General features: G+C 61.8%; 13 protein-coding genes. 6 read left to right on the top strand and 7 right to left on the bottom strand.

Annotation, left to right across the window (positions count from 1 at the left end; translation table 11 throughout):
• Window positions 1-244 precede the first annotated feature (244 nt).
• The 6 genes from rpsG to glmS form a co-directional block, all read right to left on the bottom strand.
• The gene (gene rpsG / locus TSACC_RS03340) at window positions 245-718 is read right to left on the bottom strand and encodes a 30S ribosomal protein S7 (RefSeq protein ID WP_075077974.1); all 474 of its coding nucleotides are present in this window, start codon (window positions 716-718) and stop codon (window positions 245-247) included.
• A 6-nt stretch (window positions 719-724) separates the two neighbouring features.
• Window positions 725-1138: a 30S ribosomal protein S12 gene (rpsL, locus tag TSACC_RS03335; protein ID WP_075077973.1), complete on the bottom strand. Its 414-nt coding sequence runs from the start codon at window positions 1136-1138 to the stop codon at window positions 725-727.
• Between the two features lie 228 nt (window positions 1139-1366).
• Complete coding sequence (locus TSACC_RS03330) at window positions 1367-3220, bottom strand: phosphoenolpyruvate carboxykinase (GTP) (protein ID WP_075077972.1); 1854 nt, start codon at window positions 3218-3220, stop codon at window positions 1367-1369.
• A gap of 167 nt (window positions 3221-3387) precedes the next feature.
• Window positions 3388-3843, bottom strand: coding sequence for a hypothetical protein (locus TSACC_RS03325; protein WP_153811226.1), 456 nt, complete (start codon window positions 3841-3843; stop codon window positions 3388-3390).
• Window positions 3844-4278: 435 nt separating this feature from the next.
• On the bottom strand, window positions 4279-4929 hold the full coding sequence (locus TSACC_RS03320; protein ID WP_202815900.1) for a DNA-3-methyladenine glycosylase family protein: 651 nt from the start codon (window positions 4927-4929) through the stop codon (window positions 4279-4281).
• Between the two features lie 96 nt (window positions 4930-5025).
• Window positions 5026-6873, bottom strand: a complete 1848-nt coding sequence (gene glmS / locus TSACC_RS03315) for a glutamine--fructose-6-phosphate transaminase (isomerizing) (protein WP_075077970.1) — start codon at window positions 6871-6873, stop codon at window positions 5026-5028.
• 67 nt (window positions 6874-6940) lie between these two features.
• Between glmS and TSACC_RS03310 the strand changes: the two genes are divergently transcribed.
• From TSACC_RS03310 to TSACC_RS03290, 5 genes are all read left to right on the top strand, one after another.
• Complete coding sequence (locus TSACC_RS03310; protein WP_075077969.1) at window positions 6941-8239, top strand: glucose-1-phosphate adenylyltransferase; 1299 nt, start codon at window positions 6941-6943, stop codon at window positions 8237-8239.
• A gap of 16 nt (window positions 8240-8255) precedes the next feature.
• On the top strand, window positions 8256-8840 hold the full coding sequence (locus tag TSACC_RS03305) for a hypothetical protein (RefSeq protein WP_075077968.1): 585 nt from the start codon (window positions 8256-8258) through the stop codon (window positions 8838-8840).
• Between the two features lie 192 nt (window positions 8841-9032).
• Window positions 9033-9725 carry a response regulator gene (locus tag TSACC_RS03300; protein WP_075077967.1) on the top strand — a complete coding sequence of 231 codons (693 nt, stop codon included), beginning with the start codon at window positions 9033-9035 and terminating at the stop codon, window positions 9723-9725.
• Window positions 9722-11005 (top strand): sensor histidine kinase, encoded by a 1284-nt coding sequence (locus TSACC_RS03295; RefSeq protein ID WP_075077966.1) that lies wholly within the window; start codon window positions 9722-9724, stop codon window positions 11003-11005. The genes TSACC_RS03300 and TSACC_RS03295 overlap by 4 nt, the downstream gene beginning before the upstream one ends.
• A gap of 56 nt (window positions 11006-11061) precedes the next feature.
• Window positions 11062-11772, top strand: coding sequence for a hypothetical protein (locus TSACC_RS03290; protein WP_075077965.1), 711 nt, complete (start codon window positions 11062-11064; stop codon window positions 11770-11772).
• A 6-nt stretch (window positions 11773-11778) separates the two neighbouring features.
• Here TSACC_RS03290 and TSACC_RS03285 read toward each other — a convergent pair whose 3' ends face one another.
• Window positions 11779-11994 (bottom strand): hypothetical protein, encoded by a 216-nt coding sequence (locus TSACC_RS03285; RefSeq protein ID WP_153811225.1) that lies wholly within the window; start codon window positions 11992-11994, stop codon window positions 11779-11781.
• 112 nt (window positions 11995-12106) lie between these two features.
• Between TSACC_RS03285 and lgt the strand changes: the two genes are divergently transcribed.
• On the top strand, window positions 12107-13045 hold the full coding sequence (gene lgt, locus TSACC_RS03280) for a prolipoprotein diacylglyceryl transferase (RefSeq protein ID WP_075077963.1): 939 nt from the start codon (window positions 12107-12109) through the stop codon (window positions 13043-13045).
• The last annotated feature ends 17 nt before the right edge of the window (window positions 13046-13062 follow it).

Genomic DNA, 13062 nt, shown 5'->3' with positions numbered 1-13062 from the left:
GGTCACGAGGACAGGGGATACCTCCCAGCGCCGCAAGGAATCAGTGAGAGATGGAAATGAAACCGCCCCGACCCGCCTCCAGCCCATTCCGACCGGGCGCCTTACGCTCCCCTCGCGCGTCCACCACATATCGCGGCATCCCGACGGGGCAACGATTCTCGCGTGAAAGCCCTGCCATCCGGGCACAAAAAAAGAGCGACCTTTTCAGGCCGCTCTTTTTTAAAACCAACTGGAGATTGGAGAACTACCAGCGGAAGTGAGCGAACGCACGGTTGGCCTGGGCCATCTTGTGCATATCGTCGCGCTTCTTGATCGCGTTGCCCTGACCGGCAGCTGCGTCCTTAAGCTCGTAAGCGAGAGCGTTTTCCATCGGAACACCCTTGCGGTTGTTCGCGAACGTGACCAACCAGCGCATGGCGAGGGCGATCTGACGATCGGCCGGCACTTCCATCGGCACCTGGTAGGTGGCGCCACCCACGCGGCGGCTCTTCACCTCGAGACGCGGCTTGGCGTTTTCGATGGCCTTGTGCAGTGTCTCGAGCGGGTCGACCGTATCGGTTCCCTCGCGGGACTTGTCGATCGCGGTGTAGACGATGCGCTCGGCGATGCTCTTCTTGCCGCAGTTCATGACTGCGCTGATGAGACGGGCTACGACCGGACTGGCGTAGCGGGCGTCTTTCTTGACTTCCTTGTGAATGACTCGGCGACGACGTGACATGGCGTGCTATTTCTTCTTGCCCTTCGCACCCTTGGTGTCTTCCTGACCGGGTTTCGGGCGCTTGGCTCCGTACTTGGAACGTCCGCGACGGCGACCGTCAACCCCGAGGCTGTCGAGCGTACCGCGTACGATGTGATAACGAACACCCGGCAGATCCTTCACACGTCCACCACGGACGAGAACGATCGAGTGTTCCTGAAGATTGTGTCCCTCGCCCGGAATGTAGGCGATGACTTCCTGCCCGTTCGTGAGACGAACCTTGGCGACCTTGCGGAGGGCGGAATTGGGCTTCTTGGGCGTGCGGGTCATCACCTGCACGCAAACGCCGCGACGCTGCGGGCACTTCACGAGCGCCGGCGACTTCGACTTCACAGTCACCTTGCTGCGTCCTTTGCGGACCAATTGATTAATAGTGGGCATTGAGTAATCCGGTTTCCTCGGGTGAAACTCTGTGAGACGAAGAGCTGGCCGGTGCCAAGCCTCTTTTCTCCTCGGTTTGACGAGGGAGGGTAGATACTAGGCAGGGCGCACGGGGACGCAAGGAAAAAGTTACTGAACTTCTCCCGCCACCGTTCCGCTCTTTCGCTGGGTGCGTAAGATCCTGACCAGTCCGGCTTTATCTACCGGACTGGCGGATCTTTTGCAATCCTAGAGACGACAGATCAGCAGCTCGCGCTCGTAGACCATCTCCTTCGGCAGGTGATCATGGAGGTCGAGGAAGAGTTCTTCCTGGCCCAGCACCTCGTGCCTCCAGGAGTCGCGCTCCACGGCCTGGAGCTCCTCAAATTTCTCCTTCGGGAACTTCAGTCCCTCCCAGTCGATATCTTCATACCGCGGCTGCCAGCCGAGCGGAGTCTCCTTGGCGATGCCTCGGCCCCGGGCACGATCGACGACCCAGCGCAGGACACGCATGTTTTCGCCAAAGCCGGGCCAGAGGAACTTGCCGTCCTTGTCCTTGCGGAACCAGTTCACGTGAAAGACGCGCGGCGTCTCGTTGAGCGTGCGCTGCATCTTGATCCAATGGCGGAAGTAATCGCCCATGTGGTATCCGCAGAAGGGCAGCATCGCCATCGGGTCGCGGCGCACCTTGCCGATCGTGCCGGCAGCGGCCGCCGTCATCTCGGAACCCATGGTCGCACCGATATAGACACCGGAGCTCCAGTTGAAGGCCTGGAAGATGAGCGGCATCGTGGTGGCGCGGCGTCCGCCAAAGATAATGGCGCTGATCGGCACGCCCTCGGGGTCCTCCCACGCGGGATCGATCGACGGGCACTGCGAGGCCGGGGCGGTGAAGCGCGCATTCGGGTGCGCTGCCTTCGTGCCCTTCTTCGCGCCAATGGCCGGCGTCCACTTCTTGCCCTGCCAGTCGAGGCAGGATTTTGGCGGCTCGTCGGTCATTCCCTCCCACCACACTCCGCCATCCGGCGTGAGCGCGACGTTGGTAAAGATCGTGTTCTTGGAAAGCGACGCCATGGCGTTGGGATTCGTCTTGGCCGAGGTTCCCGGCGCGACACCGAAGAAACCCGCCTCCGGATTGATCGCCCGCAGATGGCCATGGGCGTCCGGCTTCAGCCAGGCAATGTCGTCGCCGACCGTCCAGACCTTCCAGCCCTGATCCTGGAAATGCTTCGGCGGGATGAGCATGGCAAAGTTCGTCTTGCCGCAGGCGCTCGGGAAAGCCGCCGCCACATAGGTCTTTTCGCCCGTCGGGGCTTCAACCCCGAGGATGAGCATGTGCTCGGCCATCCAGCCTTCGTCGCGGGCCATGTTGGAGGCGATGCGCAGGGCGAAGCACTTCTTGCCCAGCAGCGCGTTGCCGCCGTAACCCGAGCCGTAGCTCCAGATCTCACGGGTTTCCGGGAAATGGACGATGTACTTCTCTTTATTACACGGCCATGGCACATCGGCCTGGCCGGGTTCAAGCGGAGCGCCGACCGAGTGCACGCACGGCACCACGCGCTTGTTGCTGGCATCGATCTCGCGGAAGACCTCGAGGCCGATGCGCGCCATGATGCGCATATTGACGACCACGTACGGGGAATCGGTCAATTCCACGCCGATCTGCGACATGGGCGAGCCGATCGGCCCCATCGAGAAGGGCAGCACATACATCGTGCGCCCCTTCATGCAGCCGTCGAAGAGTCCCTTCAGCGTGCGCCGCATTTCGAAAGGGTTCACCCAGTTGTTCGTCGGCCCGGCATTATCCTTGGACAGCGAGCAGATGAATGTGCGATCCTCCACGCGAGCCACATCGGTCGGATCGGACTTGGCGTAAAAACAGCCCGGCCACTTTTCCTGGTTCAGCCGAGTGAAGGTTCCTCCCTGGACGAGCTGTTCGCAAAGCGCATCGTACTCTTCCTGCGAGCCATCCACCCAGTGAATGGCGTCGGGTTTCGTCAATGCAGCGATCTTGTCGATCCACTTGAGGAGGTGTTTGTTCTTGGCGAGGGGTCGGGAGCCGGCCCGCACTGCAGCCTTCCCGGATTTCCGTGGGTTTTTCATCTCTCTGTGAGGTTCCCCGCAAATAAGCGAGAGCGCACGCAGATTGCAAACCTCAAATGGCCTGCGCCAGAAACGCATCACCCAAAGAACAACCCAGGCATCTCCGAAACTAAGCAATCCGTTGCATTAGTCAGACAAGCCCGCCCATGACTCACCGGGCACAAGGCTTAGTACATTCCGATAAAGGAAGCCTCCCGGGGATAGGAGGAGCGCCGCGCCTTCGTCTGCTGACAAAAAGCCGTCGCCAGCCGCAGCGCCTCGCTCGAGGTACGGTTCTTCCAGTCCGGGAGCCTCACCTTGCGCCCCAGGTTATCCTCCCCAAACACCCCCTCGGGCAGGTCATAGACCACAAATGCATGACCTGATCCATCCCCTCGATAATAGGCGATCACCTGGGAACGCCTTCCCGGCTGCCACCCGATGCGCATTTCCTCCGCCCTCATGCAGGCATAGACCAGACATCCATTCGGAAACGGGGGAGCCTGCCCGGGCTCCATGGCGTGCGCCACGCCGACCGGTCTGCGACTTCCATCCATGGACCAGACGCCGCCCCTCCACCCTTCATAGGTAACCAGGCCGCCGCGATACCGGAACTGATATTGATAGGCATGCCCGTTGCGCACAATGCCGCGCGACTTCCCGAATATGGGAGTGGACTGATAGGCTTGAAAAGCAGGATCTGCACAGCCGGACCACAATACCCCTACCACTATCGCTAACACCACTCCTTCAAGCACCACGAATCGCGTATACCGGCGACACATAGCACTGAAGAAAGGTCATGCAGCCTTTTCCTTTGTCAAGGGAACCACCGGAATTTAGCTTAAAAAAACTTAGATAATCCCCCTTGCAAATTCACCGGAACTCTAATCATCCCACACCCACCTTTTGCAACAACGCTTCACAACAAAACCTCAAGCTGAAGAGCTTGTCCTTTTCGGCCAATGGCTTGCGCTCCCATCAAACCGACCCGGGATCTCCGCAACACCGCCCACTCACCCGATTACCAGCCGGGCGACCCAGCCACTCCGGGATACGCAGTTTTTTTGATCCACGCGCTAAATCGCCGGTGCGCCACCGTCGCCCGCAGCCTTCATCACACGCCACAGATACAGCGTGACCACAGTGCGATACGGCCGCCAGAGTTCGCCGTATTCCCGTAGCGCCCTGGGCTTCACGGGTTCACCCAATCCATAGGCGCGTGTAAACCCCTGGCGCACGCCGAGATCGTCGACGGGCAGGACGTCGGGCCTGCCGAGTTTGAAAATGAGCAACATCTCGACCGTCCATTGCCCAATGCCCCGCACCGCCGTAAGCCGCTCAATGATCTCCGCGTCGGAAAGCTTATGAATCCTTGCCGCCGTCGGCACCGTGCCATCGATCACCTTGGCCGCGAGGTCGCGCACCGCTGCGATCTTCGCCCATGAAAACCCCGCCGCGCGAATCTCCTCATCCGTCACCGCCGCCAGGTCCCTGGCCGCCGGGAACTTCTTCCCCGGGAACAACTTCACAAAGCGCCCGAGGATCACATCCGCCACCCGCCCGCTCAGTTGCTGATTCGCAATCGCCCGCACCAGCGACTCAAACAGGCTCTGCCGCCGCTCCTCCTCCCCGATCGACACCGGCCCAAACTGACGGACCAACCCGCGCATCACCGGATCGGCTTTCGCGAGATGTTTCTCCGCGGCGGAGAAGTCGAAAACTTGCACGACCAGTTAATTGAAAAATCTTAGCCAAGCGGCGTTTCGTCGTCCGATCCGCCGCCTCCGCCAGAATCTTGCCGATCCGAAGGAGGAGGACTGCTCCTACTCCACCGTCACGCTCTTCGCCAGATTGCGGGGCTTGTCGACGTCGCAGCCGAGTTCGGCGGCGATGTGGTAGGCGAGCAACTGGAGCGGGATCGAGGCGAGAATCGGGGTGATATAATCGGGCGACTGCGGGATGCGGATTACCTCATCGGCCACCTTGTCGAGATGGTCGTTGCCCTCGGTGCCGATGGCGATCACCGGACCCTTGCGCGCCTTGACCTCCTCGATGTTGCTCACGTTCTTCTCAAAGACCGCGTCTCGCGGCGCGATGAAGACCGAGGGCGTCACCTCGTTGACCAGGGCGATCACGCCATGCTTCAGCTCGGCGCTGGGGTAGCCCGAGGCGGCGATGTAGCTGATTTCCTTGAGCTTGAGGGCACCTTCCAAAGCGATCGGGTAGTTCGCCTGGCGGCCCATGAAGAGGAAGTTGGGCGCCTTCGCGTATTTCTTCGCGATGGCTGCCACCTGGGCGTCGAGTTCCAGTGTCTGCGAGACCAGAGCAGGCAGGCGCTCGAGGTTGGCGAGGATTTCCAAACCCTCGGCATAGCTAAGGTAACGAATGCGGCCGAGCAGGGTCGCCAGCAGCGTCATGATCGTGAGCTGCGAGGTAAAGGACTTCGTCGCCGCCACGCCGATCTCCGGCCCGGCGTGCATGTAGACGCCGCCGTCGCTCTCGCGGGCGATCGTGCTGCCGACGCTGTTACAGATGCCTAAGGTACGGTGACCCTTGCGCTGGCTCTCGCGCAAGGCCGCCAGCGTATCCGCCGTCTCGCCGCTCTGGCTGATGACAAAGACCAGCGTGTCGCGGTCGGTCGGCAGGTTGCGATAGCGCAGCTCGCTGGCAAACTCGCACTCCACCGGGATGTGCGCGAGCGACTCGATAAGGTACTCGCCCACCATCGCCGCGTGAAACGCCGTGCCGCAGCCGCAGAGAATGATGCGCTCGACGGAACGCAGGTCGGCGTTCGTCATGTTCAGCCCGCCCAGCTTGGCCGTCGCCTCCTCGGGCGAAAGGCGGCCGCGCATCGCGTCGCGCACGGAATTCGGCTGCTCGTAGATCTCCTTGAGCATGTAGTGGGGGTACGTCCCCTTGTCGACGTCCTCAGCAGAGAACTCGACCTTGCTCACCTGAAAGCTCACGCCCGACCCGGCCAGCGTGGAGATATCAAACCCATCCTCGCGCAAGGCCACGATCTCGTAGTCATTCAGGTACACCGCCTCGCGGGTGTGCGCCACGATCGCGCTCACGTCGCTGGCGAGGAAATGCTCGCCTTTGCCGATGCCGACGACCAGCGGGCTGCCGCGCCGCGCGCCGACCAGCACGCCGGGCAACGCCGAGTGCAGCACCCCGATGCCATACGTACCGATCACCTGCCGCAGGGCTTCGCGCACCGCGGTGACGAGTCCCGCCTGGCTGATGTCGCCATTGCGCTCAAAGGCCTCGCCGATGAGATGCGCCAGCACCTCGGTATCCGTCTGGGATTTAAAAACATGCCCCCGCTCCTCGAGTTGCTCACGGAGGGTCTGGTAATTCTCGATCACGCCATTGTGCACGAGGACGAGCTTGCCGCTCTGGTCGTAGTGCGGGTGGGCGTTCTCATTCGTCACGCCGCCATGCGTGGCCCAGCGCGTGTGGCTGATGCCGATGCGACCATGCACGGGCGACTCGCCGATGACCCGCGCGAGCTCCGCGATGCGGCCCACCGATTTGCGAACCTCGATGCCATGACCGTTGAGTGTCGCCACCCCGGCGGAATCGTATCCACGGTACTCCAACCTGCGCAGGCCGTCCAAAAGAACGGGCACCGCCTCAGCCTTGCCAACGTATCCAACAATTCCGCACATATCTCTTTAGGATCGTGACAAGAGCCATACAGCCGGGCAAGATGCAATTCCCGTTTCCTCTCTCGCGATGAGCGCACGACCCATCCTTCTCCCTCTTAATCGCACCCTCGCCATCATCATGGGCGGCGGTGCTGGCACCCGACTCTTCCCCCTCACCAAGGAACGCGCCAAGCCCGCGGTCCCGCTCGGCGGCAAATACCGCTTGGTCGACATCCCGATCAGCAACTGCCTGAACTCCGGCCTGCGCAGCATCTACGTGCTCACCCAGTTCAACAGCATGTCGCTGCACCGGCATATCAACGCGAGCTACAAGTTTGACAACTTCACGCCCAGCTTCGTCGAGATCCTGGCCGCCCAGCAGACCCCCGAGGGTTCCCGCTGGTACCAGGGCACGGCCGACGCCGTACGGCAAAACATGCGCTACTTCCTCGAGCGCCAGGCCGATTACCTCGTGATCCTCAGCGGCGACCAGCTCTATCGCATGGATTACCGCGACGTGCTCCGCCAGCACATCGAGACCAAGGCCGACATCACGCTCGCCACCATCCCGGTGAATCGCGCCGACGCCTCGGGCTTCGGCATCATGCACACCGACGAGCAGCGCCGCGTCATCGAGTTCGTGGAGAAGCCCAAGGACCCCGCCGTCCTCGACAGCCTGCGCATCCCGCCGGACCTCCTCCGCTCCATCGGCCACCCCGAGACAGAGGAGCTCTTCCAGGCCTCCATGGGTATCTACGTCTTCAGCCGCAAGGTCCTCATCGAGTGCCTCGACAACGACCTCGTCGACTTCGGCAAGCACGTCATCCCTGCCGCCATCGAGAAATACCAGGTCAACGCCTATATCTTCCAGGGCTACTGGGAGGACATCGGCACGATCAAAGCCTTCTTCGATGCCAATCTCAACCTGGCGGAGACGAACCCATCTTTCAGCTTCAACATCCCGGGCGCTCCGGTTTACACGCATCCGCGCTTCCTGCCGGCCAGTGTGATCAGCAATACCAAGATCGACCAGGCCATGATCTCCGACGGGTGCGTCATCACCGACTCGACCATCGACCGCGCCATCATCGGCATCCGCTCGATCATCAATCCCGGCTGCAAGCTCAAGAATGTCATCATGATGGGCGCGGACTACTACGAGTCCGACCTCTCGGAGTCCCCGGCCAACGGCCATCCCCGCATCGGCATCGGCCAGGGCACCCATATCGAAAACGCCATCATCGACAAGAATGCCCGCATCGGGGACAACGTCGTCATCTCTCCTGCCGGAAAGGCGGCGGATTACGACGGCGAGGGCTTTTACATTCGCGATGGCATCGTGGTCGTGCCGAAAAACAGTGTCATTCCGTCGGGAACTTGGTTATAGCAGGCGCCCGTACGCTATGATTTCTCGTTCCTGCGCGGCCGCGCTGATGGCCATCATTTGTTCAGTCCTCACGGGCTGCTTTTACGACCATCCGCTGACCGATACGCCGTCCAAGGACATAAACACCTGGCTCCTAGGCGTTTGGGAACACACCAACGACAAGGGCGACCTCGATCGCGCCACGGTTCTTCCCCTTACGGGCGCTCGCTATACCGTCTGGTACGAGAGCGAGCCCAAGTCCGGACCGAAGAAGAAGTGGCGTTTCGAGGGGTGGATTTCCCGCGTCGGCTCCGCGGTGTTCCTCACGCTGCGTTGCGATGAAGGACCGGGCGACATCCCGCAGGGCAGCTACGTCTTCCTCCATTATCAGTTGCTGAACCAGAATCGCATCGCGATCCGCCAGCCGCAACTCGATGCCGCACCGGACGCCTCGAGCTACCAGCTCCGCACGGATCTGCGTCGAAAGCTGAAGGAAAAGACCCTCTTCAAAGCCGAGCCGGCCGCCATCTGGAAGCGCGTCTCCGAGGTTTATTGGGACCCAAACAGCCAGGAACCCCAGCCGTTCCAGCCCCTGCGATTCCCGGAATCCGGGCTGCAGTAGATTTTTCTCAAAAAAATCTTCGAAAGATTGAACGCGGTGCCACCTGGGGGGTCAAACTCTATGGTTAAGGCAGCAATTCGGGCCACCGCGGTTCAGTTTCCTTTGTTCTGAGCATTCATCGCGAGTGGCCCGAATCTTTTTTCCGCATCGGCTTGCCAGCCGGGGGGTCGGACAGCTATCACCCGACTCTGCATGCAGGATACGGTTCTAGTCGTAGAAGATGAGTCCGATGTCGTTGATTTGCTGCGCTACAATTTGTCGCGCGCCGGGTTTGGCGTAATCATTGCCAACGATGGAGTCGAGGGCCTGGAAATGGCTCGCAAGAACCGCCCCGACGTCATTGTCCTCGATCTCATGCTTCCCCGCATGGATGGCCTCGCCGTCTGCAAGGCTTTGAAACGTGAGCCGGAAACCGAGACGATGCCCATCGTGATGCTCACCGCCAAGAGCGAACCCAACGAGCGTGTGGGCGGCCTGGAACTCGGTGCGGATGATTACGTCACCAAACCCTTCAGCCCGAGGGAACTCGTCCTGCGCGTGCAAGCCCTGCTACGCCGTCTGCGCTCCAGCCGGAGCAACGACCTGGTCACCGTCGACGCCTTTGAGGTCGATAAAAATGCCTTTGAGATTCGCCTCGATGGCAAGCGGCTCGACCTGACCACGACCGAGTTCAAGCTCCTGGCCCTGCTTATCGATCGCCGTGGCCGTATCCAGAGCCGCGAGTCGCTGCTCTTTGACGTCTGGGGATACCAGAATGCCATCGACACCCGCACGGTCGACACCCACATGCGCCGCCTCCGTGAGAAGCTCGGCGACCACGCCTCCCGTCTCGAGACGGTGCGCGGCGAAGGGTATCGCTTCAACGTGCAGGCCTCCGGCGAATGATCTGGGCCATTGTCGGCGGAGCCGTCGGCATCCTGCTGGCCAGCTACGTCTATTACCAGATCATCGCCCCGTTCAACGAGGTGCGGGAATCACTCAAGCGCCTGGCCGCCTACGACTTCCGCCCCGTGCTGCTTCGCTCCCGGCTGGGAGTGTTTCGCGAGATCGCCGCCAACGTCCGCCGTATCTCCGAGTTGCTCCAGCAGCTCGACCGGCAGGTGGCCGACGAGGGCTTCAGCCTGCGAGCCATTCTCTCCAGCATGGTGGAGGGCGTGCTCATCGTCGATCGTTCCCTGCGAGTTCGCCTCTGCAATGATCCACTCCAGCGCATGTTTGATCTGCGCCAGTCGCCGGTGAATCGCTCGGTGATGGAGGTCTTTCGCAGCCACCAGCTGCAAAATGCCATCGAGCAGACGCTCACCTCCGGACAAAGCCGCCAGATTTCCATCACCTTCGGCGGCACCACGCACTTCGACATCCATGTCGGCGGCTTGAGTCCGCGCGGCCAGGGCCGCCCGCCGGGCGCAGTCATCGTCTTTCACGATGTCACCAAGGTGCGCAACCTCGAGTCCGTCCGACGCGAATTCGTCGCCAATGTCTCGCACGAGTTCCGCACCCCGCTCGCCATCATCAATGGCTATATCGAGACCCTGCTCGACGGTGCGCTCGACGACCGACCGATGGCGGAGAAATCTCTCAAGGTCATGTACAAGAACGGCCAGCGCCTCACGCTGCTGATCGAGGACCTGATGACCATCTCCAAGATGGAGCACCGCTCCGCCATGCTGGAGTTTCGCCCGCTCGATCTCCGGGAGGTCTTTAGGAAAATCCTCCACCGCCTCCAGTCCGCCGTCGCCGAGCGCAACGCCCAGGTCACGATCGACTGCCCCGAGGAGGTCTCCTACCTCGAAGGCGACGCCCGCCATCTGGACCAGGTCTTTGCCAATCTGCTGGAAAACGCCCTCCGCTACGGGACCGCCAACCAGGTGCTGGTCGCCATCTCCGTGATCCGCGACGCCGACGACGTCGTCATTTCCTTTCAGGACAACGGCCCCGGCATCCCTCTGGAGGACCAGCCGCATATCTTTGAGCGCTTCTACCGCGTGCACAAGGATCGGTCCCGCGTGGCCGGAGGCACCGGGCTCGGGCTATCGATCGTCAAGCATGTCATCCAGGCCCATGGTGGGGCCGTCTCGGTCGAGAGCGTCCCCGGGCAGGGAGCCACCTTCAAGGTCCGCCTCCCCGTCGCACAGGCCGCGACCGAGACCCATCCCACCCCTTGAACTGGAGGCGTTTTCCAGCAACTTTACCTTTGCCAGGGGGTTTTACCTTTATCGCCATGAAAATCCGTCCCGTCATCCTCGCGCTGGTCGGCACTATCCTCGCCACCCACGCAGCACGCGCCCAGATGGAAGGCGCCAACCCGTCCCCCGCCCCTGCTCCGGCCATGTCGGACCAGAAGCCGCCGGGACCTCCGCCGGATGCCCCGCGACCCGGCGCGCCCAACCCGGAGCAGGCCCGGGAGTTCCCGCGCGAGCGCATGATGAAGCGCTTCCTCGACAAGCTCACCGAGGACGAGCGCATGCGCTTCGAGAATGTCCGTGAGAAAGCCCTGCAGGACCCAAAGATCCAGGAACTGCGCAAAAAGGCGGACGACGCACGCGATGAATTTTTCAACGCTGTCCGACAGAAAATGCAGCAGCTCGATCCCGGCCTGGACGAGATCATCAAGAAAAACGGCTTCGACAAAGGACAAGGGCCCCGCCCGCCTCGCGGACCGGAGGGAGCCGGTATGGAAAAGCTTTCGCCCCCGGAGCGTCAGCGGCTGGATGCCGCACGCGAAAAAGCCAAGGCGGATCCCGCCGTGGCCAAGGCCCGGGAAACCATGCAATCGGCAGCGACGCCGGAAGATCGCCGCTCCGCGGCGGAGGCTTTTCGCAAAACCATGCACGACGCCATGGTCAAGCAGGACCCCACCATCGAGGAGATCCTGATCAAGCTCCAGCCTCCGAAACCGCCGGAAGTCGGCGGCCCGGAGATGATGCAGTAGCCGTCCTTAGCGGACGACGTTCTTGTAATCGCTGACCGATGTCTCCGTGGTCACGGCGCTCTTCTTGGGCGCCGGGGTCGGGAGGCCGTTGCGCACCATCTGGGTGTACGGTCCATTAACCGGCTGCGGCGAGTACAGGTCGCGCCGATTTTCCAGGGTGGTGCAGGAAGCTGTGAGAATGAGGGCGCCCACCGCGCCAGACAGGTAGAGGGCAGATTTCACTCGGCAGAGTAAACGCGGTCCGCGCCCGTGCTGTCAATCCGCGAGCCTGTCACGCCGCACCATTTCCGGGTTGCGCTCGGGGCATCGCTCTCCCATCGTTCTGCCCGGTTTTATGCTCGCCTATTACGTCCATGACCTGAGCCCGTATCTCATACGCTTCACCGAGGTCTTCGGGCTGCGGTGGTACGGCCTGGCCTATGTTGCTGCATTTTTTCTCGGCATCCTCGTCGTCAAGTCGCTCTCCCGCCGCGGGTATTGCGATATCCCGGAGGCCAAGGTCGCCGACTTCATCATTGGCGGAGCCATCTTTGGCGTACTGCTCGGCGGTCGGCTGGGGTATATGCTTTTTTACAACTGGGACGGCCTCATCCACGACCCCATCTCCATCGTCCGGGTCTGGGATGGCGGCATGTCGGCCCATGGCGGCATCATCGGCCTCACGCTGTACACCTGGTGGTACTCGCGGCATGCCAGGATTTCCTGGCGCAATATCGGGGACAACGTCGTCGTTGCCGCGCCGCTCGGGCTGCTCCTGGGGCGCCTGGCCAACTTCATCAATGGCGAACTCTACGGCCGCGTCACCAATGTTCCCTGGGCCGTCCAGTTCCCCAAGGAACTCTATACCGCTCCGCAGGAAACCGTCTCCCTCGCCCTGCAGGAGAGCACATCGATCAATCCGGCGTGGAACTCCGTCGACGCCATCATCGAGGCATCGCGCGACTCCGAACCGCTCCGCGCGGCCCTCGCTGGCATCCTGTCGCCCCGGCATCCATCCCAGTTCTACGAGGCTTTCCTCGAGGGCGCCCTGCTCTTCACCGTGCTCTGGCTGCTGCGCACGAGAGTCCGCATGCCCAACGGCGTGCTGACGGCGATTTTTTTCTTCGGTTACGCGCTGCTGCGCAGTGTCGCGGAATTTTTCCGCGAGCCCGACGCCCCGCTCACCGGCTCCCTCACTCGCGGGCAGTTTCTCTCGATCTTCCTGATCCTTATAGGGGTGGGCTTTCTGGTGGCGGCGATGATCAAGCCGTCCTATCCTCGGGGCCGGAGTTAAAAAGACCTCCGCTCTCT

Source organism: Terrimicrobium sacchariphilum (assembly GCF_001613545.1).
Lineage (GTDB): Bacteria > Verrucomicrobiota > Verrucomicrobiia > Chthoniobacterales > Terrimicrobiaceae > Terrimicrobium > Terrimicrobium sacchariphilum.
Note: the sequence above shows the minus strand (reverse complement) of the source record. Positions and strands in the feature narration are given on the sequence as shown.